General features: G+C 69.9%; 24 protein-coding genes and 1 pseudogene. 5 read left to right on the top strand and 20 right to left on the bottom strand.

Annotated elements, in window-relative coordinates:
• Nucleotides 1-14: 14 nt before the first annotated feature.
• From KUTG_RS39125 to KUTG_RS39115, 3 genes are read right to left on the bottom strand one after another with little or no spacing between them, the layout of a single operon-like run.
• Nucleotides 15-866, bottom strand: coding sequence for an ATP-grasp domain-containing protein (locus KUTG_RS39125; RefSeq protein WP_043724169.1), 852 nt, complete (start codon nt 864-866; stop codon nt 15-17).
• Nucleotides 866-1,051, bottom strand: coding sequence for a lysine biosynthesis protein LysW (locus KUTG_RS39120; RefSeq protein ID WP_043724164.1), 186 nt, complete (start codon nt 1,049-1,051; stop codon nt 866-868). Before KUTG_RS39120 ends, KUTG_RS39125 begins: the two co-directional genes overlap by 1 nt.
• A 44-nt stretch (nt 1,052-1,095) precedes the next feature.
• Nucleotides 1,096-2,241 (bottom strand): isopropylmalate synthase, encoded by a 1,146-nt coding sequence (locus KUTG_RS39115; RefSeq protein ID WP_043724163.1) that lies wholly within the window; start codon nt 2,239-2,241, stop codon nt 1,096-1,098.
• Nucleotides 2,242-2,464: 223 nt separating this feature from the next.
• On the opposite strand from KUTG_RS39115, the gene KUTG_RS39110 reads away from it, so the two are divergent.
• A complete protein-coding gene (locus tag KUTG_RS39110) occupies nt 2,465-3,196 on the top strand; it encodes a maleate cis-trans isomerase family protein (protein WP_043732155.1) in 732 nt (243 codons plus the stop codon).
• A 48-nt stretch (nt 3,197-3,244) separates the two neighbouring features.
• Here the strand turns inward: KUTG_RS39110 and KUTG_RS39105 are convergent, their stop codons facing one another.
• The 6 genes and pseudogenes from KUTG_RS39105 to KUTG_RS39080 all read right to left on the bottom strand — a co-directional run bounded on the left by KUTG_RS39105 (nt 3,245) and on the right by KUTG_RS39080 (nt 8,141).
• Complete coding sequence (locus KUTG_RS39105; RefSeq protein WP_157495085.1) at nt 3,245-3,934, bottom strand: response regulator transcription factor; 690 nt, start codon at nt 3,932-3,934, stop codon at nt 3,245-3,247.
• 14 nt (nt 3,935-3,948) lie between these two features.
• Nucleotides 3,949-5,079, bottom strand: a complete 1,131-nt coding sequence (locus KUTG_RS39100; protein WP_198047455.1) for an IS701 family transposase — start codon at nt 5,077-5,079, stop codon at nt 3,949-3,951.
• Nucleotides 5,080-5,424: 345 nt separating this feature from the next.
• On the bottom strand, nt 5,425-6,213 hold the full coding sequence (locus KUTG_RS39095; RefSeq protein ID WP_043724161.1) for an alpha/beta fold hydrolase: 789 nt from the start codon (nt 6,211-6,213) through the stop codon (nt 5,425-5,427).
• 7 nt (nt 6,214-6,220) lie between these two features.
• A complete protein-coding gene (locus KUTG_RS39090; protein ID WP_369794565.1) occupies nt 6,221-7,216 on the bottom strand; it encodes an MFS transporter in 996 nt (331 codons plus the stop codon).
• Nucleotides 7,217-7,389: 173 nt separating this feature from the next.
• Nucleotides 7,390-7,590: pseudogene (locus KUTG_RS59465) on the bottom strand (MFS transporter); the annotation flags it as partial.
• Entirely contained in the window at nt 7,587-8,141 is a 555-nt protein-coding gene (locus KUTG_RS39080; RefSeq protein ID WP_043724158.1) for an SDR family oxidoreductase, read from the bottom strand. The pseudogene KUTG_RS59465 and the gene KUTG_RS39080, both read right to left, overlap by 4 nt.
• Before the next feature lie 95 nt (nt 8,142-8,236).
• Between KUTG_RS39080 and KUTG_RS39075 the strand changes: the two genes are divergently transcribed.
• On the top strand, nt 8,237-10,624 hold the full coding sequence (locus KUTG_RS39075) for a BTAD domain-containing putative transcriptional regulator (protein ID WP_052395909.1): 2,388 nt from the start codon (nt 8,237-8,239) through the stop codon (nt 10,622-10,624).
• Nucleotides 10,542-11,120 (top strand): hypothetical protein, encoded by a 579-nt coding sequence (locus KUTG_RS62130; RefSeq protein ID WP_052395908.1) that lies wholly within the window; start codon nt 10,542-10,544, stop codon nt 11,118-11,120. The genes KUTG_RS39075 and KUTG_RS62130 overlap by 83 nt, the downstream gene beginning before the upstream one ends.
• Before the next feature lie 499 nt (nt 11,121-11,619).
• On the opposite strand, the gene KUTG_RS39070 is transcribed toward KUTG_RS62130, so the two are convergent.
• The 8 genes from KUTG_RS39070 to xerD all read right to left on the bottom strand — a co-directional run bounded on the left by KUTG_RS39070 (nt 11,620) and on the right by xerD (nt 18,431).
• Nucleotides 11,620-12,927 carry an MFS transporter gene (locus tag KUTG_RS39070; RefSeq protein WP_043724157.1) on the bottom strand — a complete coding sequence of 436 codons (1,308 nt, stop codon included), beginning with the start codon at nt 12,925-12,927 and terminating at the stop codon, nt 11,620-11,622.
• Nucleotides 12,924-13,343, bottom strand: a complete 420-nt coding sequence (locus KUTG_RS39065) for a MarR family winged helix-turn-helix transcriptional regulator (protein WP_043724156.1) — start codon at nt 13,341-13,343, stop codon at nt 12,924-12,926. Before KUTG_RS39065 ends, KUTG_RS39070 begins: the two co-directional genes overlap by 4 nt.
• A 254-nt stretch (nt 13,344-13,597) precedes the next feature.
• The gene (locus KUTG_RS39060; RefSeq protein WP_084580302.1) at nt 13,598-14,353 is read right to left on the bottom strand and encodes a pseudouridine synthase; all 756 of its coding nucleotides are present in this window, start codon (nt 14,351-14,353) and stop codon (nt 13,598-13,600) included.
• On the bottom strand, nt 14,343-15,278 hold the full coding sequence (gene scpB / locus KUTG_RS39055) for an SMC-Scp complex subunit ScpB (protein ID WP_232241200.1): 936 nt from the start codon (nt 15,276-15,278) through the stop codon (nt 14,343-14,345). Before scpB ends, KUTG_RS39060 begins: the two co-directional genes overlap by 11 nt.
• On the bottom strand, nt 15,275-16,117 hold the full coding sequence (locus KUTG_RS39050) for a segregation and condensation protein A (RefSeq protein ID WP_052395906.1): 843 nt from the start codon (nt 16,115-16,117) through the stop codon (nt 15,275-15,277). The genes scpB and KUTG_RS39050 overlap by 4 nt, the downstream gene beginning before the upstream one ends.
• Entirely contained in the window at nt 16,110-16,427 is a 318-nt protein-coding gene (locus tag KUTG_RS39045) for a hypothetical protein (RefSeq protein ID WP_043724153.1), read from the bottom strand. Before KUTG_RS39045 ends, KUTG_RS39050 begins: the two co-directional genes overlap by 8 nt.
• Nucleotides 16,424-17,374 (bottom strand): ParA family protein, encoded by a 951-nt coding sequence (locus tag KUTG_RS39040; protein WP_043724152.1) that lies wholly within the window; start codon nt 17,372-17,374, stop codon nt 16,424-16,426. Before KUTG_RS39040 ends, KUTG_RS39045 begins: the two co-directional genes overlap by 4 nt.
• Nucleotides 17,375-17,513: 139 nt before the next feature.
• Nucleotides 17,514-18,431 carry a site-specific tyrosine recombinase XerD gene (xerD, locus tag KUTG_RS39035; protein WP_232241199.1) on the bottom strand — a complete coding sequence of 306 codons (918 nt, stop codon included), beginning with the start codon at nt 18,429-18,431 and terminating at the stop codon, nt 17,514-17,516.
• Nucleotides 18,432-18,571: 140 nt separating this feature from the next.
• On the opposite strand from xerD, the gene KUTG_RS39030 reads away from it, so the two are divergent.
• Nucleotides 18,572-20,044, top strand: a complete 1,473-nt coding sequence (locus KUTG_RS39030; RefSeq protein WP_043724148.1) for an AAA family ATPase — start codon at nt 18,572-18,574, stop codon at nt 20,042-20,044.
• A 154-nt stretch (nt 20,045-20,198) separates the two neighbouring features.
• Nucleotides 20,199-21,491, top strand: a complete 1,293-nt coding sequence (locus KUTG_RS39025) for a GGDEF domain-containing protein (protein WP_043724146.1) — start codon at nt 20,199-20,201, stop codon at nt 21,489-21,491.
• Between the two features lie 54 nt (nt 21,492-21,545).
• Here the strand turns inward: KUTG_RS39025 and KUTG_RS39020 are convergent, their stop codons facing one another.
• The 3 genes from KUTG_RS39020 to KUTG_RS39010 form a co-directional block, all read right to left on the bottom strand.
• A complete protein-coding gene (locus KUTG_RS39020) occupies nt 21,546-21,779 on the bottom strand; it encodes a type II toxin-antitoxin system PemK/MazF family toxin (RefSeq protein WP_052395905.1) in 234 nt (77 codons plus the stop codon).
• Nucleotides 21,749-21,928, bottom strand: coding sequence for a hypothetical protein (locus KUTG_RS39015; protein ID WP_198047454.1), 180 nt, complete (start codon nt 21,926-21,928; stop codon nt 21,749-21,751). Before KUTG_RS39015 ends, KUTG_RS39020 begins: the two co-directional genes overlap by 31 nt.
• 99 nt (nt 21,929-22,027) lie before the next feature.
• Nucleotides 22,028-23,296: a GGDEF domain-containing protein gene (locus KUTG_RS39010; protein ID WP_232241197.1), complete on the bottom strand. Its 1,269-nt coding sequence runs from the start codon at nt 23,294-23,296 to the stop codon at nt 22,028-22,030.
• Between the last annotated feature and the right edge of the window lie 86 nt (nt 23,297-23,382).

Below are 23,382 nucleotides of genomic sequence, written 5' to 3'. Positions count from 1 at the left end.
GACACCGGCACGGATCATGACAGTTGCTCCTTGAGGTGCCGACCGACGGCCGAGGCGATGTCGGTCCCGGTCGCCGCGGCCACGGCCCGGAAGCCGGGGGCGTGGTTGACCTCGTTGACGACGAAGCCGTCGGCGGTGCGGAACAGGTCGACGCCGTAGATGCCCGCGCCGAGCACGCCCAGCACGCCGTCGACGATCTTCAGCACCTCGGGGTCGTGCTCGACGGCCCGGTGGCTGTTGCCCAGCGCCGCGTTGTTGCGCCAGTCCGTGCCACCGCTGCTGAACTCGGCCGCGCCGACCAGTTCCGTGCCGACGACCAGGCAGCGCACCGAGGTGCCGCCGCCGATGTACGGCTCCAGCAGGCAGGCCTGCTCGAACGCGTGCCCGAGGTCCTCGACGTAGTCGTAGACGGACGCGGCGATGTCGGCGTCACGGATCAGCGTGACCCGCTTGCCCATGCCGCCGAAGACCGGCTTGAACACCAGCGGCAGCGCCATTTCCGCCAGCGCCTTGTCGAAGTCCTTGCGGGACAGCACAAGCCGGAACTCCGGCACGGGAACGCCGGCGGCGCCCAGCTCGGCCCGCAGCGCCGCCTTGTTCTCACAGGCGTGGATCGCCCGGGCCGAGTTGAGGGTCCGCACGCCGGCCGCCTCGGCCAGCGTGGCGATCAGGCCGCCGCGGGTGTAGCTGCGGCTGCGGACCATGGCCACGTCGTAGTCCCGCAGCTGGGGCGCGGCCGGGTCGCCGAGGCACAGCGACTCGTCGTTGACCCAGTCGATCCGCAGGCCGAAGTCGCCGGCCACGTCCAGCAGCCGCCGCTCCTCCCAGCCGATGCGGTCGGCGACGATCGCGATGCTCGGGCCCATCACTGACCCCAGTCGCGGAGCTGGACCTCGATCATCTGCAGCGTCAGCTGGCCGTCCCGGATGTCCTCCACCCGCAGCGTCAGCAGGCACTCCGGGCAGGACAGGGTCTCGCCCTCGACGATCGGCGGCACGGTCAGGTCGGTCTCGCACTCGGGGCAGACGCCGGTGAGGGTGGGCGCGGTCATGGGTGAACTCCTTGCTGTGTAGAGGGATTCAGGCTGTGCCAGGTTCATGCGGCGAGGAAGTCGACGGCGGCCTTGCGGATGGCGTCGCGGTCCAGCAGCGGGCTGCCGTCGCGCAGCTGCCGCTGCACCAGCCACGGCGTGAAGGCCTCCACGTCGACGACCACGCCGGAGTCGGCCAGCGCCCAGCGGACCAGGGCCGGCGTGAGGCGGGTGCGGACCTTCAGCTCGCGGGTGTTGCCGACCAGCTCGGCCGGCAGCGTCTCGTACGCCTCGGGGTTGGTGAGCTGGCCCGGCAGCTCGTAGGCGAAGGCGTGCGCGGTGGTCGGACCGGACTGGAACGACTCGCCGAGGCCGGCTCCCTTGAGCGCCACCCGGGACAGCTCGGTGAGGTGGGTCAGGTCGAACCGCGTGTCGCCGTTGACCACACGCAGCGAGGTGAGCAGCTCGGCCAGCGGGGCGTTGCCGCCGCGCTCGCCGATGCCGCCGACCGTGGCCGAGATCCACTGCGCGCCGGCCCGGACCGCGGCCAGCGAGTTGGCCACGGCCATGCCCAGCATGTTGTGCGAGTGGATCTCGATCTCCGCGCCGTCGATCGCGGTCAGGTCGGCGATCTTGGCCTGCATCTGCCACGGCGACAGGTAGGCGACGGTCTCGGCCAGCCGGAAGCGGTCCGCGCCGGCCTCGAAACCGCCGGCGACGTAGGGAACGAGCCGCTCGCGCGGGGTGCGGGCGCCGTCCTCGCCGCTGAATGTGACGTGGAAGCCGCGGTCCTTGGCCTGGGTGATGGCCGAGCGGGCCAGGGTCTGCAGGAACTTGAGGCTGGACGAGCCCAGCTTCAGCTCGGCGTGCGCGGCCGAGGTGGGGATGGAGTACATGATGTGGCGCACGCCGAGGCGCTCGGCCTCGTCCAGCGCCTTGGCCACCTGTTGGCGGTCACGCACCACGACCAGCGTCATGCTGTGCTCGGGGGTGACGGCGGCGTGCACGGCCTCGATGAGGTCCGCGTCCTTCGAGCCGGGGCCGGACACCATGCCCACCTCGACCAGCTCGATGCCGGTGCGCACCAGCAGGTCGGCGATGACCGCGGCGTCGCGGGGACCGAACTCGACACCCGCCATGTGCGCGGAATCGCGCAGGGTGGCGTCGGAGATCCGGGGCCGCGAATCCGTGTTGTTCGCTTCTGCCGACATCGCCTTCGACTCCTTCCGTAGTGGGGTCGTCGAATCGGAATGAAACGGTTCGGCGAGTACGTGAACAACCCTGCTTTATTCGGCAGGGCCGATCAAGGAGTCACGCGTCAGGGCGGGGTCAGGGAGTGTCAAGGTATGTCAAGGAACGAAAGAAACGTGCGTGACCGATGGGTCGACCGTCAAATCCGACCCGGTCACGGCCGTGGCGACCTACCGTGTCGACATGGACCTTTTCTCGCTGCCCCGGGTCGGCGTCGTCGTCCCGCCGGAGAACCCCACCGCGGAACCGGAGTTCAACCACCTGCTCGGTTCGGCCGCGAATGTGTACACCGCTCGCTTTCCGACCACGCCCGGAATCGGGCTCCGGGAAATGCTGGAGACGTACAACAATGTGCTGCCGGCCACACTCGCCGGATTCGGCGGCATGCGTCTCGACGCCGCCGTCGTGGCCTGCAGCGCCTCGCACTACCTGCTGAACCCGGACGGCGACCGGGCCTTCTGCGACGAGCTGTCCGAGCGTGTCGGCTTCCCCGTGCAGTCGTCGACGCAGGCGATCCTCGCGGCGTGCGAGGCGCTCGACGTGACCCGCCTGACCCTGGTCTCCCCGTACCAGCCCTGGCTCACCGACACCTCCCGCGACTTCTGGCTGCGGGCCGGCCTGACGGTCGACGACGTGGTGCTCGTGCCGGTCCGGGACGGCCACTTCGACCCGTACGAGGTGACCACCGAGGCCATCCTGAGCCGCCTGCGCGACCATCGCGTGCGGGACGGCAGCGCGTTCCTGTTCACCGGCACCGGCATGGGCACGCTCGCCGCCGTCACCCAGCTGGCCGGCGAAAACACCGACCGCACGCTGCTGACCTCGAACCTCGCCTCGGCGTGGTGGGCGGCGCGGGCGGTGGGCGCCGAACCCGCGCACCCGCTCCTGCGACGCCTGGAGCGGCAGCCGGCCTGAGACACGAAAAGGCGCCCGGGGACACCGGGCGCCTTTCCTGTCTCCAGCTCAGACGGCCGATTCGGCCGGCACGCCCCAGGCGTGGCCGATCCGGTAGCCGACCCCGCGCACGGTGATGATCCACCGGCTGGAGCCGAGCTTGGCCCGCAGGCTGCTCACGTGCGTGTCGATGGTGCGGCTGGTGGTGGCCCAGGTGGTCCCCCAGACGCTGGCCATCAGCTCCTTGCGCGACACCACGGTCTCCGGCTTGGCCGCCAGCGTGTACAGCAGTTCGAATTCCTTGGACGTGACATCGACCAACTGGTCGTGCAGATGCACTTCACGCGTCCGCTGATCGAGGCGAAGCGGGTCGATGGAAATAATCTCCGGCACGCTCGACCTACTGCGGGCCCGCCGCAACACCGCGTCGATACGGGCCCCGACCTCACGCATTCCCCACGTTTTGGCCACGCAGTCGTCCGCGCCTTCCCGCAGCGCGAGAACCCGCTCCAACTCGTCGTCACGATGCGATCGGGCAATCATCGGGACATCGCTGACCGAACGTAACGACCGACACACCTCCAGCCCGTCGATATCGGGCATGTCCAGCGAGAGCAGCACCAGATCGGCGTCCCGATAAGCCTCAAGGGCCCGTTTTCCGGTATGCACGCTGCGAGCCGCGTGTCCCTGTCTGCGCAGCTCGAAAACCACCGACTCGGCCGCGGCCGTGTCGCGTTCCACCACCAGGATGTTGGTCATTTCCCCGGTCCCCCTCAGCCCGCGGTCGCGAGCACGTCGCCGTGCAGCGTCCGATAGGCGTATGCGGCCGAGGTCATGGTCATGTGGTGGTGCCAGCCGGGAAAGGACCGGCCCTCGAAGTCGGCCGCGCCGAAGTCCTCCTGGAGCTCGGTCACGGTCGACAGGGCGGCGGTCCGGGCCCGGACCAGGGACAGCACCTCGCCGACCCGCTTGTTGGTGAAACCGGTGATCCAGAAGCGGGACGGGCGCTGCCGGTTCTGGTCCGGCCACTCCAGCACCCGCACCGGGCGGGACCGGCCCTCGGAGAAGGTGTCGAACAGCGGCAGCCGCACCGACGCCGCGTAGATCGCCACCGCGTTGGACCGCCCGCCGGCGGCGTGGCGGACCATCACATGCCGCTGGTTGCCGTCCCGCCGCTCCATCAGCTCCCCGACGGAGACCACCGTCGTGCGCCCGGTGACCACCAGCTGCCCCGGGTCGACCTCGCACGCGAAGTCGAGCCGCCGCCGGACGAGACCGGCGAGGACGCCGGCCGCGTCGTCGCAGTGGGTCAGATCGAGCATCCACGGCACATCCGGCAGGTCCGGCTCGGCTGCGGCGTTGTCGGCGTAGTCGAGCACGTACGCGCCGACGGGACGGCCGGTCTCGGACTCGGGGATGCGGGCCCGGCGGCGCAGTTCCCCGTCCCAGGCCCACGTGTCGTTGAGGATCAGGCTCCAGTCCACCGGGAAACAGCCGGCGTCGGTCGCGAGGAAAAATCCCAGCGACCGCTGGCAGTTCACGGTGCCGCGTTTGTGCACTCCGACCGAATGCGCGCCCCGTTTGGGCACGATCATCTCGGCCACGGTCCACGCGTACGGCGTGGAGTTGGCGGCGATCCGCAGCGCCAGGCGCCTGCGCACCGGTTCCCACGCCCACGTGCTGGCGTTGATGAACTGGTGCAGGCCGTTCGCCGCGGCCGGCGGCAGCCGACCGGCGGCGGCCAGCTCCCGCGGTGTTTTGCGGCCGGTGCCGCGAATCAGACCGCTCAGGTAGGCGCGGGCCCACCGGTGTTGTTCGGCTCGGCGCAGGGACGTGAAAACGTCCTCCACGAATGTCTGCACGCGGACGCCGTTGTCCAACGCGGTCAGGCGTAACTTGCTCACCGACATGTGACTTAAGCCCCCCAGCTCGTGTCGCCGATGCCCGACCCGGCACCGGCGTGTCAGTACGCGACTTAACGTACCGGCAGTGCCGACGGGGAATCATGTGCCCGCCGCCCACTTAGCCATTTGCCGGTCTGACCAGCGCGCATGGTCGTGTGACGGCTTCGGTGCGACTGTGTGAACCCTGTTGACGACGGTCACTCACGTCCGGCCGGGCCGTTCGCCGCCATCGCGAATGTTGCCGCCGTCACGGTGAAATCGCTGGCATTCGTGGCCGAAAGGACAGTTGAGCGTGACTCGCTGACACGTCGGCCGCCGACCCTGTCGGCGGCCGACGTTTCCTTCTCAGTCCCGGGTGATCGCGTCCAGCCAGCCGCCGAGCAGGCCGTCCACGAGCGCCGGCTGGTCGAGGTGGACGTTGTGGCCGGCCCCGTCGACCGTCGCGTACGTCATGCGCGGGTAGTGTTCCAGCAGCTCAAGCTGGTCGCGCCAGCCGACCATGTGGTCCTGCCGGCCGGTCACCAGCAGGTGGCGCCCGTGGTGCGTGCCGAACACGTCTTCCGGGGTCTTGCTGAGCATGTACGCCTTCAGCAGCGCGGCGGCGTCGGATCGGTGGTGTGCGCGAATGCCGGGCAGCACGTGGTCGCGGAAGGGCTCCCAGCCCGCCTCGTCCTGGTGCACGGCGATGGCGGTGAAGATGTCCCGGTCCGCCGGATCGAGGGAAGCCAGCAGCGCCTCGTCCCGGGTGAGAACCTGCCGCTCGGGCAGATCCCTTGCGCCACTTGGCTTTACCAGCGGAGCGATCAGGGCGGTGCCCAGCACCTGCGCGCCCCGCTCGGCGACGACGTGCCGGGCCAGCTGGCCGCCGTACGAAATGCCCACGACGGCAAAGGGTTCGTCGCCGATGGCGGTGTCGATGAAGCCCAACACCGCCTCCCCCATGGCATCCGCGGTGACGGGACCGGACAGCCGGGGCGATTGCCCCGAGCCGGGCAGGTCGACGTAGAGCCGGCGCCAGCCCGGCCGCGCCGCGAAGGCGGACTCCAGCGGCAGCATGAGCCGGTGGTCGATGGTGTAGCCGTGCAGCAGCAGGACCGGGGTCCCGTCGCCGATCTCGACGTGGTGCAGAGTCATGGTGTCCTCAGTGGCTGGCAGGGGCGGGGAAACCGTGGCGGCGGGCGACCACGACCACCGCGATCACCGGCAGCATCAGCAGCAGCACGGCCCACGGGAACGAGCCGCTGCCGGCCAGGTCGAGCAGGACGCCGCCGACCACGCCGCCGCCGGCCATGGCCACGTTCCACAGCGTGACGAGCATGGCCTGGGCCGCGTCGGCCGACTCGCCGCCGGCCTCACCGGCCGCGGTCTGCAGCAGGGTCGGCACGCCGCCCCAGCCCAGCCCCCACAGCGCGGCGGCGACGTACACCAGGGCCTGGTCGTGGGACAGCGTGGCCAGCAGCACCGCGGCCACGGCGACCAGCAGCGAGCTGACGACGCTGAGGATCCGCAGGTGGCGGTGGATCTGCGCGCCGACGACCCAGATGCTCAGGATGGAGGCGATGCCGAAGGTCAGCAGCACCAGGTCGGTGTCGCCGCCCATGCCCAGCGCCGTCAGGAAAGTGGCGATGTAGGCGTACAGAATGGTGTGCGCCAGCACGAAAACGAGCGTGACGAACAGCACCGGCGTCACACCGGGAATGCGCAGCGTCGGCAGCAGCTTGGGCCGCTCACCGCGCCCCTGCCCCGGGTAGTCCGGCACGGCCGCGACGATCCACACCAGCAGCAGCACGGTCAGGGCCGTCATGGCCAGGAACGCCGTCCGCCAGCCGGTGAGCTGCCCGAGGAAGGTGCCGGCCGGCACGCCGAGGCACAGCGCGACGGGAATGCCCGCCATGGCGATGGCGATCGCCCGTCCCCGCTGGTTCGGGGCGACCATGCGGCTGGCGTAGCCGGCCAGCAGGGCCCAGGCCAGGCCGGCGGCGACACCGGCGACGAACCGGGCCACCATCGTCAGGCCGTACATCGACGACACGGCCGTGACCGTGTTGGCCACGGCGAAGCCGGCCATGGCGGTCAGCAGCAACCGCTTGCGCCGCCAGCCCGCGGTCACCGTCGACAGGGGGATCGCCGTCAGCACGGTGCCCCCCCTTAGATCGTCACGGTCTGCCCGGTGGCCGACTGGGTCTACTCTAGACGCGTTTTGAAAACACATTTGCGGGCTCGGCTAGGAGCTAGTAGACTCAGAGTGAGAATGGCCGTTGCCCCTCGCCTAGTGGCGCCACCTTTAAGAAACCGTATCCAACTGCCCAGCGCGTAGATCGTCACGGTCTGCCCGGTGGCCGACTCGCTCACGCCGAGCGAGCCGCTCATGGCCGGCAGCAGACCGGCCGGCAGCGTCTCCGTGAGGCTGGTGATGAACACGGCGGTGGCGAGGGACAACAGCGCGAAGAGGGGGAGTTTTGACGCGCTGTTGTCCCGCACCGGTGGGGAGGTGGTCTCTTGGGTGCTCATGCTCCGGTTCTCCTGGTTGACTTCCGATGGCTCCCGCCACCGTCGACGGGAATGCGGGCGCCGGTGGTGAAGGTGGCCTCCGTCGCCAGGAACAGCGCGGCGCGGGCCACCTCCTCGGCGGAACCGAGCCGGCCGAGCGGCGGCAGCGGGGTGGCTTCGCCGCCGGCGATGCAGCCCGGCGTCACCGCGTTCACCCGGATGCTGCGCACCGCCAGCGCCGCGGCGAGCGCCTCGACACCTGCGGCGGACGCGGGGGTGGTGAGCACGACCGAGCCGCCGTCACGCAGCCGTGACAGCAGCTGCGTCGCGTCGGCCACGGCGTCGGCGAACACGATGTCCACGTCCTCGTCGCCGAGACCGGCCGCGATGTCGGCCGGCGCGACGACCTGTCCCGCCGAGCCCAGTTCGGCCCGGGCGTGGGCCCGCTGGTCCGCGGTGTCCGCCGTCAGCACGACGCGCGCACCGCCTTCGACCAGGCGTTTCGCGATGGCGAGGCCGATGTCGTCGACCGCGCCGATCACCGCCGCCCTGGTTCCCGCGTACTTGGCCATGGCTGCCGCTCCCTTCACACGGGGCAACAGTGCGCGGTGGCGCTTCGGGGTTGCTTACGATCGACTGACGACGGGCTTGCGGAGGGGAGCGGTGGATGCGGTTCGGGGTACTCGGCCCACTGGCGGTGTGGGACGAGCAGGGGGAACCGGTCACCGTCCCGGAGGCCAAGGTGCGAGCCCTGCTCGCGGTTCTGCTCGCCCATGAGGGCGCCCCGGTCAGCGTGGACGGCCTGGTGCACGGCCTGTGGGGCGATGCCCCGCCGGGCAAGCCGCTCGGGGCGTTGCAGGCCAAGGTCTCCCAGCTGCGGCGGATCCTCGGTGACCGGGTCGAACGGCAGCCGCCGGGCTACCGGCTGCGGCTGGACGCCTCCGACTCGCTGGACGCCGTGCGGTTCCGTCAGCTGGTGGCGGACGCCCGTTCGACTTCCGATCCCCGTGCTGCGCTTTCGGAGGCACTGAAGCTGTGGCGTGGCGCGCCGTTCGCGGATTACGCGGACGAGGAGTTCACGCTGACGGCCGCGCACCGGCTGACCGAGCTGCGGCTGTCGGCGGTGGAGGAGCTGGCCAAGGCCCGGCTGGAGGCCGGCGAGCACGCCCTGGCCTTGGGCGAGCTCGCGGCCGCGGTGCCGCAGCACCCGCTGCGGGAGGGTCTGCGGGCCGCTCAGATGCGCGCGCTGTATTTGAGCGGACGCCAGGGTGAGGCGCTCGCCTCGTACGCCGATCTGCGTGAGCGGCTGGCCGAGGAGCTGGGGGTCGACCCGAGTCCCGAGCTGCGGTCCCTGCACGAGTCCTTGCTGCGGCAGGACCTCGCGGGCGGCACGGAGCCGGCGCGGTCGAACCTGCCCAACGCCCTGACGCCGCTGATCGGTCGTTCGTCGGCGCTAGCACTGCTGGCGGAGCTGTGTGGGACGGCGCGTTTGGTCACGCTCACCGGCCCCGGCGGCGTCGGGAAGTCCCGCTTGGCCGTGGCCGCCGCCGCGTCCCTGGCGCGGGCGGCCGACTTCCCGGACGGCGTCTGGCTCGTCGAGTTCGCCGGGGTCCGCTCTGGCACCGCGGCCGAGTTGGCGGAGGTCGTCGCCGCCGTGCTGGGGATTCGCGACGACCTGCCCGGGGCGACCGGCGGTGCCGCCGGTCTCGCGTCCGCGCTGCGTGACCGCCGCACTTTGCTTGTTCTGGACAACTGCGAGCACGTCATCGACGCCGCCGCCGAGCTCAGCGAGCTGCTCCTGCGCACCGCCAGCGGCCTGCGGGTGTTGGCCACCAGTCAGGAGCCGCTCGGTCTGGCCGGCGAGGGCGTCTTCGCCGTCGAGCCGCTGCCGACTCCCGACGCCGTTGCGCTGTTCCTGGCCCGTGCTCGCGCGTCGGCGCCCGGTTTCTCTTGTGAGCCTTCGGATCTGGATGCCGTCACGGAGATCTGCCAGCGCCTGGACGGCATCCCCTTGGCGCTGGAGCTGGCCGCCACGCGCGTGCGGGCTTTGGGCGTGCAGGAGTTGGCCGTACGGCTGCACGACCGCTTCTCCATCCTGACCCTCGGGCAGCGTGGCGCCCCGGCTCGTCAGCAGACCCTGCGGGCGATGATCGACTGGAGCTGGGAGCTGCTGAGCGCGCCCGAACGCATTGTGTTGCGGCGCTTGGCCGTTCACCGCGACGGCTGCGACCTGGCCGCCGCCGAGGAGGTGTGCGCCGGCGACGGCGTCACCCGTGCGGAGGTGCTGGATCTGGTGACCCGGCTGGTCGACCGATCCTTGGTCGTCATGACCGGGAATCGCTACCGGCTGCTGGAATCCGTTGCCGCGTATGCCGTCGAGCGTCTGCACGAGATGGAGGACCTGGCAGCCGTCCGCGAGCGTCACCTCCGGCACTACCTCGCCGTCGCCGAGCGCGCCGATCCCTTGCTGCGGGGCAGCGAACAGCGGGTCTGGCTGGACCGCCTCGACGCCGAAGCCGGCAACATGCGGGCCGCGTTGGAGGTCGGCGCCGAGTCCGCCCGCCTGGCCGCGGCGTTGTCGTGGTGGTGGCTGCTGCGTGGCCGCCTGACCGAGGCCCGCCGTACCCTGTCCACCGTCGCGGACAGCGCTTTCCCCGAGCTTGTCGTGCTGCACGGTGCTTTCGCCCTGCTCACCGGTGATCACTCCGCCGCCTCAGTGTCCATTGAGGACGCTCCCGCCCGGGCGTTGTGGCTGTTCGCGTACGGCCTTTTCAGCGCCGGCGACGCCGATGCCAGTGACGCCGTCAACACTCGCGCCTTGGAGATGTTCACCGCTTCCGCCGAGGACTGGGGCATCGCCGCTTCCCTCGCCCTGCGGGCCATGCTCGCCCTCGGCCGCGGCGACCTGGCCGCCCTCGGCCGCGACGGCCTTCGCAGCGCCGAGATCTTCCGTCGGCTCGGCGACCGTTGGGGTGAGATGCAGACCATCCCGCCTCTGGGCCACTCTGGCCGAGATCCGCGGCTCTTACGCCGACGCCTCTCGCATCCAGCGTGAGGGCCTCTCCCTCGCCCGTGAGCTCGGGCTTCAGGCCGAGGTCTCCGCCCGCCTCTCCGGCCTCGGCCGCCTCGCCCTCCTGGAGCGGGACTGGGACCGTGCCCGCGACCTTCACCAGCAGGCCCACCGCCTCGCCGTCGAGCACGGCTACACCTACGGCCAGATCCACTCCGAGATGGGCCTCGCCCTCGGCGCCCGCCGCTCCGGCGACCTCGACTCCGCCGAGCGCCACCTCCACCACATCCGTGACGGCTACGCCGGTTTGTCGTCCCAGGCCGGCGACCACCTCCTGTTCGCCGAGCTGGGCTTCATCGCCGAGCTCCGCCGCGACTTCCCCTCGGCCGCCGCTTTCCACCTCCGCAGCCTGGCCATCGCCCGCTCCTTGGCCGAGCCCCGGGCCTTGGCCCTGTCCTTGGAAGGCCTGGCCGGCGCCGCTTCCCTACGCCTTCGGCTACTCTATGAGTCGTGCGCTGTCTACGCTCTGCACGTCCCCTAGGTATCGGTCATCCCTAGGTAGAGGGATTTAGCTGCCATACTTTACGCTAATGAGAGGAGCAATTGAATTCATATTCCACCAAACGATAACGACCAACATACTTGTTTATAGACGCTGAATGGTTTTTAAGACGATCTTCGTTGACTAAAATGGGCCGCCGTCTCCTGAGATCTCGCCGCCGATAGACACGGCTGGCCCCTCAAAGGCTAGAGGTGCTTCCCAGCGAGTCTGGAGTGCACCTCACAGGTGAATAGAGTGCAGTTGCGAGGCACGATGGCCACGACAATTTAACTTTCCTTTATCGTAAGCCGTTGAATATGATTAGGCTCATCAATTATCCAAAAGCACCTTCTGCCAGCCTAGTACGAAACCAGCGTCAAATCTGTCGCGAAGGTGAGGAGTCGCGAATAAAAGTGCAAGGATATGGTAATGACACTCGTCGTCAGTCTAACATGTCAGGCGACTCGGGACTTACTTACGACTCACACGTTTCAAACGGTTAGGATCGGCGGAACACCGCCGCCGCCAACAGGGCCGCGCTGATCACCGAAATCACCACGGCCAGGAGGTGCAGGCCGCCGTCGGTGGCGTGGTCGCCGAGGCCCAGGCCCACCAACGCCGCGGCGAGGTTGGCGCCGATGTACTGGGAGGTGCGGTACAAGCCCGAGGCGGTGCCTACCTGCTCCGCCGGGGCGGCGGCGTACATGGCGGTCTGGTTGCCGAGGCTGTTGAAGCCGTTGGGGATGCCGAGGACGGCGGAGACGAGCACCAACAGCACGACTGGGGTGGAAGCGCCGACGAGCAGCAAAGAGAGGCTGCCGAGGAGGAGGCCGGCGGAGCCGACGACCAGGAGGGGCAGGCGAGGGCGGCGGGTGGCGATGACGGTGGCGACGATGCCCATGCCGGCGATGGGCAGGACGACGAGACCGGCCTCGGCGCTGGAGAGCAGGCGGCCCTGTTCGAGCCACTGGGGAACGCCGTAGAAGATCGTGTAGAAGACGACGTAGGTGACGGCGACGCGGGCGTAGGTGCGGCTCAACGGGCGGTTGGACCGGAGCATGCGGACGTCGATGAAGGGCCGAGAGACGCGAAGTTCCCACCACAGCAGGACAATCGCCAACACGACGGCGGCGGCCAGGAAGAGCCGGCGGAACTCCAAGAGGAACATCAGAAGGCCGACCATGGCGGCGGCGAACAGGAGTATTCCCAACGGGTCCAGACCGACCGAAGTGGACTGACGGGCACGGTCGCGGGGCACCCACAGCAGGACCAGGAGCAGGGACAGGGCGGCGATGGGCAGGTTGACCCAGAAGATCGACCGCCAGCCGGCCACCAGCACGAGCACGCCGCCCAGCGGCGGACCGAGGGCGACGGCGACCTGGCCGGCGGCGGAGATGGCGCCGAGGGCGCCGGTGGCCTCGCCGCCGATTCCCTGACGTATCAAGGAGATTCCCGACGGGTACGCGGCCGAGGTGCCGATGCCCAGCAGCACCCGGGCGGCGACGAGCCAGCCGAGATCGGGCGCGAACGGAGCGCCGATCGCGGCGGCCATGACGATCACCAGGCCCCAGCAGAAGACGCGCCGCGCGCCGAAGCGGTCGGCGAGACGGCCCATGGTCGGCTGGGCGACGGCGGTGGCCAGGTACAGCCCGGACACCAGCCACACGACCTCGGCGCCGGCGTGGAACTCGTGCTGGATGTCGACCAGCGCCACGGCGATCATGGACGAGTTGACGGCGTTGAGCAGGGTCCCGAGCACCACGGGCAGCACCAGCCGCAGCCCGACGGAGCGCGAGAGCACGGTCATCGCGCGAGCGCCTCGAGGAGTTTGGCGGCCGCCCCGAGGAACTCCCGCTCCACGGGCGTGAGCCGCTCGGCGATCACGCCGGCCAGCCACGCGTCCCGCCGCGAACGGTCCTCCTCCAGGACGACGCGTCCGGCGTCGGTGATGCTGACGACGGTCTGCCGTCCGTCGGTCGGATGGGGCTCACGCGCGACGAGGCCCCGTTCGACGAGGGTGGCCAGCGCGCGGGTCATCGTCTGGGGCTGGACGTTCTCGGCGGCGGCCAGCGCCGACGGGCCGGTCGGACCGAGCCGGTAGAGCCGCGAAAGCACCGACAGCGAGGTCAGCCCGAGCTCATGCGGAGGCCGCTCCTGACGCAGCCGGCGGGCCAGCCGGGACACGGCCTCCCGGACCTCCACCGCCAACTCGTCGTCGCTCACGAATACTAAGCCTAGCTGATGACTTTCACGACACAACGCACCCCGACGCAGTGAAAGTCATCAGCTAGGGGAAGGAAGTTACCGCGGCACCGGCCACGGCTTGGGAGCCGGGTTCGAAGGTTCGCTCACGCGTTCGATTCTACCACTCGGACCTCGAAAACAGGGGGCTTCACCAGCACGAAGTCGAGCACAGCGAAGAGGCCTCCCCCGAGCGGGAGAGGCCTCTTTTTCACTTGTCACTGAAGCGACAGTGGTTACATACCCACGGCCGAGTAGAGCGTGCCGACCTCGGCCCGCGTGAGCCGCCGCAGCGAGCCGGGCCGCTGGTTGCCCAGCTGGACGCCGGCGATGTCGGTGCGCACCAGGCGGTTGACGGGATAGCCGACCTCGTCGAGCAGGCGGCGCACGATGTGCTTGCGGCCCTCGTGCAGCACGACCTCGACCATGGCCTTGCCGGGCATGGAGTCGACCAGGCGGAAGGCGTCCACCTTGATCGGCCCGTCATCCAGCACGATGCCGGCCTTGAGGCGCTTGCCGACGTCCTTGGCCACCGGCCCGGGCACCTCGGCCAGGTAGGTCTTCAGCACCTCGTACGAGGGGTGCATGAGCCGGTGCGCCAGCTCGCCGTCGTTGGTCAGCAGCAGCAGGCCCTCGGTGTCCACGTCGAGCCGCCCGACGTGGAACAGCCGGGCGCCGCCGGACTCGGCCCGCTCGCGCACGTAGTCGCCGACGCAGGGCCGCCCCATCTCGTCGGACATCGTCGAGTGCACGCCCTTGGGCTTGTTCAGGGCGAAGTGCAGGACGTCCTCGCGCACGATGACCCGGCTGCCGTCGACGTGGATGACGGCCGTGTCCGGGTCGACCCGGCGCCCCATCTCCCGCACGACCTTGCCGTCGACGCTGACGCGGCCCTCGGCGATCAGCTCCTCGGCCGCGCGCCGTGAGGCCACGCCCGCCTGGGAGAGCACCTTCTGCAGGCGCACACCGTCATCAGAGTTGTTAGCCGACATCGTCGATCGCATCCACTTCGGGCAGCAGCGGAGCGATCGGCGGCAGATCCTGCAATGAGGACAGCCCCAACCGCTCCAGGAAAAGTTCGGTGGTCCGGTACAGGATGCCACCCGTGTCCGGGTCGTTGCCCGTCTCCTCGATCAGGCCCCGTGTCACCAGGGTCCTGATCACGCCGTCGACGTTCACGCCGCGCACCGCGGCGACCCTCGATCGGGTGACCGGCTGACGGTAGGCGATGACCGCCAGCGTCTCCAACGCGGCCCGGGTGAGCTTGGCCCGTTGGCCGTCGAGCAGCAGTTTCTCCACGTACGGGGCGTAGGCATCGCGGGTGTGCATGCGCCAGCCGTCCCCGACCCGGCGCAGGTCGATGCCGCTGCCCGACTCGGTGTACCGGGCCGACAGCGTTTGCATCGCCTCCCGGATCCGCTTCACCGGCTGTTCGAGCGTGCTCGCCAGCAGCTCGTCCTCGGCCGGCGAGTCCACGACCAGCAGCAGCGACTCCAGGGCGGCGTGCAGCACGGCGTCGTCGGTGAGGTCGGGACGGTCGGAGGGCAGCGCCTCGTCCTCGTCGCCGGCCTCGGCCTGCTGCGCGGCGGCCGCCTCGTCCAGCACGGCCCCCATCACGGCGGCGACGTCCACGGAGCCTGCTTCGGGCTCTTCAGCCTCAGGCTCAGGGTCGGAACGCGGCGGCTCAGGCTCGGCGGGCACCTCGGCCTCGGGCACCGCCTCCGGCTCGGCCTGCGCGCCCTCCGGCTCGCCTGCTTCGGGCTCCTCGGTCTCCGGCTCGGCGTCCTCGGGCTGCTCGACCTCCGCCGGCGCGGGCTTGGCCGCACCACCACCGGCCGCTCCCTCGAACTGCTCCTCGCCACTCTGCTCCGGGCCGCCCTGATCCGGGCCGCTCTGTTCGTCCTCGGGTTCGGTCACCCGTACTCCTCCTCGTCGGCGAACGCCCGATCCACCTCGGCCGCCGCCCGTGCCTCCTCGAGGCTGCCGCCGGCCCACCGCAGCGTCAGCTCCCCCAGCGCGTCATCCTGCTCGAACAGGATGACGGTCTCGCGGTACAGCTCCAGCAGCGCGAGGAACCGCGCCACCACCTCGATCGTGCTCTCGCAGTCGGCCACCAGCTCGCCGAACGTGGCCACACCCGCCTCGGCCAGCCGCACCCGCAGCACGGCGGCGTGCGCACGAACCGAGACCGCCCCCATGTGCAGGTGGCTCAACGACACAGTGGGCGGCGGCTTGGGCCGGAACACCGCGGCGGCCAGCTCGGCGAACCGCATGGGGCTCATGCCGATCATGACCTCGGGCAGCAGCGCCGTGTAGCGGTCCTCCAGCGACACCGACCGCGGGTACCGCCGCAGCGCCCCCGCCTCCAGCTCGCCGAACAGCGCCGCGACCTGCTTGTACGCCCGGTACTGCAGCAACCGCGCGAACAGGAGGTCCCGCGCCTCCAGCAACGCCAGGTCGTCCTCGTCCTCGACGTCGCCGGCCGGCAGCAGGCGGGCCGCCTTCAGGTCGAGCAGGGTCGCGGCGATCACCAGGAACTCGGTGGTCTCGTCCAGGTCCCACTGCTCGCCCATGGTCTTGAGGTGGGCGATGAAGTCGTCGGTGACGCGGCTCAGCGCCACCTCGGTGACGTCCATCTGGTGCTGCGAGATCAGTTGCAGCAGCAGGTCGAACGGGCCCTCGAAGTTGGTCAGCTTGACGGTGAACTTGCCGCCCACGGGAGTTTCGGCAGGGGTCCCGGGGTCCACATCAGTCATCCCTGGTGATGCCCTTGACCAGCTGTGAGTCGGCGCCGTGGCGGGTGAAGTCGGCCAGCACCGCGGCGATCGCCGCGCGCACCACCCGGCCGCGGTCCACGGCGATGCCGTGCGCGGCGCGCAGCGCCAGCCGAGCGTGTTCCAACGCCAGGAGCTCCTCGTCGGTCAGGTAGACCGTGATCTTCGCCTCGTGCTTGCGGCGACCGGTTCCCGCCGAGGATACGGGTTCGTCACTGACGGCTGTTTCCCTGGGCGCGCTGGTGGACCGGAACAACTCGGCCGCACCCGGGAGCTGGACGCGGCGAGTCACCTGGCGATCACCTCGCGGGCCAGCGCGCGGTAGGCCTTGGCGCCGGACGAGCGGGGGGCCCACGTGGTGATCGGCTCGCCGGCGACCGTGGTCTCCGGGAAGCGCACCGTCCTGTTGATCACGGTGTCGAACACGGTCTCGCCGAACGCCTCGACGACGCGCGCCATCACTTCCCGCGAGTGCAGCGTGCGCGGGTCGTACATGGTGGCGAGGATGCCCGTGATGGAGAGCTTGGGGTTCAACCGTTCCTTGACCTTCTCGATGGTGTCGATCAGCAGCGCGACGCCGCGCAGGCTGAAGAACTCGCACTCCAGTGGGATTAAGACGCCGTCCGCCGCGGCAAGGGCGTTGACGGTGAGCAGCCCCAGCGAGGGCTGGCAGTCCACGAGCACGTAGTCGTAGTGGTCCATCACGGGTCGCAGCGTGCGCACCAGGGTGTGCTCGCGGCCGACCTCCGACACCAGCTGCACCTCGGCAGCGGACAGGTCGATGTTGCTGGGGAGCAGGTCCATGTCCGGGACGCACGTGCGCATGACGACGTCCTCGATGCCGACCGCGCGCTCCATCAGCACGTTGTAGATGGTGCGGTCCAGCTGGTGCGGCTGGATGCCCAGCCCCACCGACAGGGCGCCCTGCGGGTCGAAGTCCACCAGCAGCACCCGGCGGCCGTACTCGGTCAGCGCCGCGCCCAGGTTGATGGTGGAGGTGGTCTTGCCGACGCCGCCCTTCTGGTTGCACACGGCCAGGATCGTGGCCGGGCCGTGGGTGGCGATCAGCGTGGGCTCGGGGACGTGGCGCACCGGGCGTCCGGTGGGGCCGATCTGGCCGTCCCGGGCGACGTCGGGCTCGTCGTTCTCGGGGCGGGCGTGCGGCGCCAGGCTGAGTTCGACGGAGGGTCCACGAACGAGCCGCTCCCCGGAGTTCCCGGAAGGCTGCGGTGTCGACATGGCTCCAGTCTCCTCGTGGCCTGACTCTCCCTGAGCCGCAGCGTAAGGCGCTGCGGGGAGTGCGGCAACGCGCCTCGCCGTAGCGTGTCGCACGCGGTTGAGCTGCGCCGATTGCTACGAACGGCCTAAATCAGGCTTGTCAGAACACAGCGCGGGGGTGGGCGGTGGCGTAGACCTCACGCAGGGTGGTCACGGTGACCAGCGTGTACACCTGGGTCGTGGTCACCGAGGCGTGGCCCAGCAGCTCCTGCACCACCCGCACATCGGCGCCGCCTTCCAGCAGGTGGGTGGCGAACGAGTGGCGCAGCGTGTGCGGCGAAACCTCGACGTCGATGCTTGCCCGATCGGCCGCGTTCTTCAACGCCTGCCACGCGCTCTGCCGCGACAGGCGGCCACCGCGTGAGTTCAGGAACACCGCCGGGGTCCCTCGACCGTGTCGGGCCAGATCCGGCCGCGCGCGGATGAGATAGGCGTCCACGGCGGCCAGCGCCGGCCGCCCGATCGGCACCAGCCGTTGCTTGCCGCCCTTGCCGTCCAGCAGCGCCGTGCGCTCGCCGCGGTCGACGTCGTCCAGATCCAGGCCCACTGCCTCGGAGATGCGCGCCCCCGTGGAGTACAGCAGCTCCAGCAGCGCGCGATCCCGTAGCGAGCGCGGGTCGTCCCCCGTGGCCGTGTCCAGCAGTCGCAGCACCTCGTGCACCGGCAGCGCCTTCGGCAGCCGCCTCGGCGGCACCGGCGGGTGCACCTCACGGGCCGGATCCTGCGGCGCGATGCCCTCACGGAACGCGAACTTGTGCAGGCCGCGCACCGCCACCACCGCCCTCGCCGCCGACGACGCCGCCAGCGGCGGATGGTCCGCGTCGCCCTCCCGCAGCGCCGCGAGGAACTCCGTCACGTGCGGCTCCGTCACCTCCGCCAGCGACGCCACACCCTTCGTCGCCAGGTGTTCGCCGTACCGACGCAGGTCGCGGGCGTAGGAGTCCAGCGTGTTGCGGGCCGTCCCCCGCTCCACCGCCAGGTGGTCCAGATAGCCCGCGGTCGCTTCTCGGAGGGCCACGGGCAGGTCGGTGACATGCGGCGCGCTCAGCGGGAGTTCACCTCATTCCGGGCCGGCTCACGCCGTAGCCTAGCCCCGCGATCAAGAGCACGCGCTATGATGAACACACCTATAATAGGTACGGTTATCATTGGAGCTGCATGGATCGTCCAGCGGAGATGTTCGACCGGAACTTCGAGTGGTCGGAGCTGTCCCGGTTCGTGTCGTACGAGGGCCGGGAGGCCACTCTCGGCGTGGTGTCGGGCCGCCGTCGACAGGGCAAGACCTTCCTGCTCGACGCGGTGTGCAGGGCCACCGGCGGTTTCTTCTTCGCCGCCAGCGAGGCAACCGAGGCGGAGTCGCTGCGCCAGTTCGGCCAGGCGTTGGCGCGTTTTCGCGGCGAACCCGCGCCACACCACTTCCAGACCTGGGACGAGGCCGTCGACGTCTTGATGACGGTGGCGATGGGTGGACCGCTGCCGGTTGTCATCGACGAGTTCCCGTTCCTCGTGCGCGCGTCTCCGGAGCTGCCGTCGCTGTTGCAGCGGGCACTCGGCCCACAAGCCCGTGACGTGACCACACCAGTACGGCTGCTGCTGTGCGGATCTGCGTTGTCCTTCATGGGAAACCTGTTGTCCGGGACCGCCCCGCTCCGCGGCCGCGCCAGCCTCGAGTTGGTCGTGCCGACGCTGGACTACCGACTGGCCGCGGAATTCTGGGGGCTCACCGAGGACCCGAGACTGGCCCTACTGGTCAACTCAGTGGTCGGGGGCACACCTGCGTACCACCGTGAATTCACGCTGGGTGACGTACCGAACGGTGCGGCCGACTTCAACGACTGGGTCGTCCGCAATGTCCTCAATCCGTCCCGGCCGCTGTTCCGCGAAGCGCGATTCCTGCTCGCCGAGGAACCAGACCTCCGGGACACCGCCCTTTACCACGGCGTTCTCTCCGCGATCGCCACCGGCAACCACACCCGCAGCGGCATCGCCAGCTATCTCGCCCGGAAGTCGACGGACCTGGGGCACGCACTCACTGTGCTCGACGACACCGGCATGATCCATCGTTCCCCGGACGCATTTCACGGCAAGCGGTCCGCATACCGGATCGCCGAGCCGATCGTGGCCTTCTATCACGCGATCATGCGTCCCGAGTGGACAGACCTCGAGCGGCCCGGCAACGCCGCGCGGGTCTGGCAGCGGTCCGAACAGACGTTCCGCAGCAAGATCGTCGGACCACATTTCGAGAGTGTCTGCCGAGACTGGGTGCGCTGGTACGCCGATCCGGACTCGGTTGGTGGGCACCGCACCTCAGTCGCCTCGGGATCTGTGGCCGATCCGACGCTGAAGCGCAGCCACGAGTTGGATGTCGTCGTCTTCGGACGGGACGACGCCGACCGGCAGACGGTGCTCGCGATCGGCGAGGCCAAGTGGGGCGAGACTATGACGTCCAGCCATGTGGAGCGGCTTCGGCACATTCGCCGGCTGCTCGCGGACCGAGGTGTTTCCGGTGCGGCGAACTGCCGGCTGCTGTGTTTCAGTGGCGCCGGCTTCGCTAACGAACTGCTGGTGGCCGCCGACAACACGGATGAGATCGAACTGGTCGACGGCCACCGTCTCTACAACGGCGCTTGACGCGCGCCTGCGAGGTTCAGCTGTCGCGGTTGCTCATGGCGGCCGCACCTCCCCTCGCTGATCCATCCAGGTCACGGTGGCTGACCTGGCTCGGTCGGTGTGATTGGCTGACCGGGTCAGGGTCAGTCACCGCAGGGAGTGCCGGAGCACGATTATGGACGACACGGGGCCGGTAGCTGGTGCCTCGGTGCACGTCCGTGACCTCCTGGTCACTCCCCGTCGCTGGACCCTGTGGCGGCAGCGGCCACGGCTGATCGTGTTCTGCCTGGTGACCGAGGCCGTCGCGGTCGGGAGTACGGCGCTGGCCGCCGGGTGGGTTCATCCGAGCGGGAAAGACGTGCTGGTGATGCTGGCGCTGGCGGTGCTGGGCATCGCGCAGGCGGAGCTGGGCCGGCAGGTGGAGCGGGTCCGTCGACGGGTGAACGGCACCCCGCACATCAACATGACCTCGGTGTGGACGTTCGCCGGCGTGCTCCTGCTGCCGCCGGTGCTGGTGGCGGCCCTGGTCGCCCTGCTGTACGCCCACCTCGCGCTGCGCAGCTGGTACCGGCTGCAGCGGGTGCCGGCCTTCCGCAGCGTGATCAACGGCTCCGTGGTGGTGCTGACCTGCTACGCGGCGCGGCTGGTGCTGGAGCTGTTCGGCATGCACGGCATCGAGGGCGCTCTGGTCGACGGCTGGCTGGGCGTGGGGGCGATCGCCGGCACCGTGGCGGCGTACTTCGTGGCCAACGCGCTGCTGATCCTCGGCGCCCTGAACATGACCCACCACTCGGTCCGGGAGTTGTTCGGCGGTTGGGCCGACAACCTGGTCGAGCTGGCCACCCTCTGCCTGGGCACCCTGACCGCCCTGGCCATGGCCACGCAGCCGTTGCTGGTGGTCATGGTCGTGCCGCCGCTACTCGTGCTGCATCGCGGCGTGCTGGTCAAGCAACTGGAGGTCGCCGCCACCAAGGACGAGAAGACCGGCCTGTTCAACACCCTGGGCTGGCACAACCTGGCCACCAGCGAGCTGGCCCGGGCCGGCCGGACGAACGAGACCACCGGTGTGCTGATGGTCGACCTGGACCACTTCAAGCAGGTCAACGACACCTACGGGCACCTGGCCGGCGACCTGGCCCTGAAGGCCGTCGCCGACACCATCACCGCCCAGGTCCGCTCGTACGACTCCGTCGGCCGCTTCGGCGGCGAGGAGTTCGTGGTCCTGCTGCCCGGCGTCGGCGAGGAGCACGTCGTCGCCGTGGCCGAGCGCATCCGCCACGCCGTCAGCCAGCTCGCCGTCCCCGTCGACTTCGCCGACGACGGCCGCACCATCGCGGACCTCTCGGTGTCCATCGGCGTCGCCATGTACCCCACCGCCGGCACCGTCGTCGACCGCCTCCTCCACGCCGCCGACACGGCCCTCTACAGCGCCAAGAACACCGGCCGCAACAAGGTCGTCAGCTTCTGACCCCCGCGAGTCCCGCTCTCCGTCACACCGAAACACGGTTTCCAGCAGAAACGCTCAGAGCAGGCCGAGCATTCGCCGCACGGCGCGGTCCACGTCGTCCATCTCCTCGGGATCCAGCCGACCCGCCATGTCACCCAGCCTCAGCTCGCGGTCGACCGCGCCCAGCTGATCCACGAGCACGCGGGTTCGTGTTCCGTCCATCTCGATCTCCGGCCGAAAGATGGCAGGGCCGGCGCTGGTCGAGGTCGGAGCGACGATCAGGGTGGAGAGGTTGATCGGTCCTTGCACGCACGCTGGTCATCCATGTCCTCGGCGACCGCCTGCATCTCCGCGCGCTCGGCCGGGTCGTTGCGCAGCCGTTCGGCGTCCGCCGCGGCCTGGACGTAGAGATGCTCGATGTACGCCTGGTGGATCAGCTCTCGCAGCACCTCGGACACCTTGCGTCCAGCGACGAGAGCACTGAGCTCATGCGCTGTGCGCTCGTCAGGCCGAAAGCTGATCATTTGCGTCATACAGCGGTTCTATGACAGTTCGGATTACCACGTCCAGGGTTGAGCCCACCAACCCGGCTCGGCTTCTAGGCGGTGCGCTCGCGGGGGGTGGCGGCGATGACGCGGCTGGCCATGACGGTGCGGTTGCGGCCCTGGCGCTTGGCCTGGAACAGGGCGCCGTCGACGGCGAGGAGGAGGTCGCTGAGCTCGGCGCCGGCGGCGGGGTAGAGGCCGGCGCCGATGGAGACGGTGAGGGCGGTGACGGTGGCGTCCCGGCCCTCGAGGTCGTGGATGTCGACGGAGAGGGCCTGGACGGCGGCCGCACGCGCTCGGCGGCGCCTGGAGCTCGTCGACGCCGACGGCGGGCACGAGGACGGCGAACTCCTCGCCGCCCCAGCGGCCGACGAGGTCGAGGGACCGGACGGAGTGGCGCACGGCCTCGGCGACGGCGGTCAGGACCTGGTCGCCGGCGAGGTGGCCGTAGCAGTCGTTGACCTCCTTGAAGTGGTCGAGGTCGATCATCAGCACGCCGACGGTCCGGGCCAGCCGGCGCGCCCGGTCGAGCTGGTCGGCGGCGCGGTCGGACCACCAGGCGGCGTCGACGAGCCCGGTCTTGGAGTCGGTGTGCGCGGCGATCCGGAACTGCGGCAGCAGCAGGCCCATGTGCAACGCGAGCACGGTGACCAGCAGGATCGGCATGGACCACGGCCGGTCGACGGTGAACACGCCGACCGCGTAGCCGAGGCCGACGCTGGCGGCGATGATCAGCTGGTCGGAGGCGTGCCCGAGGGCCTTGCGGGCGGGCTGCTCGGGGTTGGAGGCGACGATGGCGCCGACCACGAGCGCGTAGTTGACCATCCGGTACGCCAGCCCCGCGACGATGACGGCGACCGCGCCGAGCGGGCCGTCGAGCTGGGCGGCGTACGGCGCTCCGCCACCGGGGAAGAAGGCGGCGAAGGCCAGCTGCCCGGCGCCCACGGCGAGCACGACGGTGGCGGCGGAGAAGACCTTCCGGTACGCGATCGCCTGGCCGCGGAACACCCGGAACCACTCGTGGGTGAACGACAACACGATCAACAACGCCAGCAGCGGCAGCGGCAACAACAGGACGCCGGCGAAATACCAGACGCTCTGCATATGCGTGTACGGGCTGCCCTCGGCGGAGACTTCGCGAATACGTTCGATTCCCTGGGCGGCCTCGAGGTGAATCACCGACGCGCCCAGCAGCAGGCCGAACCAAAGCCAGGACGAGGACGTAATCGGGGTCAGTGCGCCCGTCGTGACCAGCATGAGTACGGTCGCCAGCTCCACCATGAGGACGTACGCGAGTAGTCCACGTGGGAGGGACCATAGACGCCAGCGGCGTGGGTCGACCCGATTCACGACGCGGCACCCCCGTC

Origin of the sequence: Kutzneria sp. 744 (assembly GCF_000568255.1) — a bacterium.
Taxonomy (GTDB): domain Bacteria; phylum Actinomycetota; class Actinomycetes; order Mycobacteriales; family Pseudonocardiaceae; genus Kutzneria.
This window is presented reverse-complemented; position numbering and strand designations above follow the sequence as displayed.

What these genes read in the sequence shown, in the direction of transcription:
- KUTG_RS39105 (WP_157495085.1), bottom strand. Translation starts at nt 3,934, where the DNA reads ATGACCAACATCCTGGTGGTGGAACGCGACACGGCCGCGGCCGAGTCG.
- KUTG_RS39095 (WP_043724161.1), bottom strand. Translation starts at nt 6,213, where the DNA reads ATGACTCTGCACCACGTCGAGATCGGCGACGGGACCCCGGTCCTGCTG.
- KUTG_RS39025 (WP_043724146.1), top strand. Translation starts at nt 20,199, where the DNA reads ATGGACGACACGGGGCCGGTAGCTGGTGCCTCGGTGCACGTCCGTGAC.
- KUTG_RS39080 (WP_043724158.1), bottom strand. Translation starts at nt 8,141, where the DNA reads ATGGCCAAGTACGCGGGAACCAGGGCGGCGGTGATCGGCGCGGTCGAC.
- KUTG_RS39030 (WP_043724148.1), top strand. Translation starts at nt 18,572, where the DNA reads ATGGATCGTCCAGCGGAGATGTTCGACCGGAACTTCGAGTGGTCGGAG.
- KUTG_RS39010 (WP_232241197.1), bottom strand. Translation starts at nt 23,296, where the DNA reads ATGGTGGAGCTGGCGACCGTACTCATGCTGGTCACGACGGGCGCACTG.
- KUTG_RS39075 (WP_052395909.1), top strand. Translation starts at nt 8,237, where the DNA reads ATGCGGTTCGGGGTACTCGGCCCACTGGCGGTGTGGGACGAGCAGGGG.
- KUTG_RS39110 (WP_043732155.1), top strand. Translation starts at nt 2,465, where the DNA reads ATGGACCTTTTCTCGCTGCCCCGGGTCGGCGTCGTCGTCCCGCCGGAG.
- KUTG_RS39050 (WP_052395906.1), bottom strand. Translation starts at nt 16,117, where the DNA reads ATGACTGATGTGGACCCCGGGACCCCTGCCGAAACTCCCGTGGGCGGC.
- KUTG_RS39040 (WP_043724152.1), bottom strand. Translation starts at nt 17,374, where the DNA reads ATGTCGACACCGCAGCCTTCCGGGAACTCCGGGGAGCGGCTCGTTCGT.
- KUTG_RS39125 (WP_043724169.1), bottom strand. Translation starts at nt 866, where the DNA reads ATGGGCCCGAGCATCGCGATCGTCGCCGACCGCATCGGCTGGGAGGAG.
- KUTG_RS39120 (WP_043724164.1), bottom strand. Translation starts at nt 1,051, where the DNA reads ATGACCGCGCCCACCCTCACCGGCGTCTGCCCCGAGTGCGAGACCGAC.
- KUTG_RS39115 (WP_043724163.1), bottom strand. Translation starts at nt 2,241, where the DNA reads ATGTCGGCAGAAGCGAACAACACGGATTCGCGGCCCCGGATCTCCGAC.
- KUTG_RS39060 (WP_084580302.1), bottom strand. Translation starts at nt 14,353, where the DNA reads ATGTCGGCTAACAACTCTGATGACGGTGTGCGCCTGCAGAAGGTGCTC.
- KUTG_RS39070 (WP_043724157.1), bottom strand. Translation starts at nt 12,927, where the DNA reads ATGACCGTGCTCTCGCGCTCCGTCGGGCTGCGGCTGGTGCTGCCCGTG.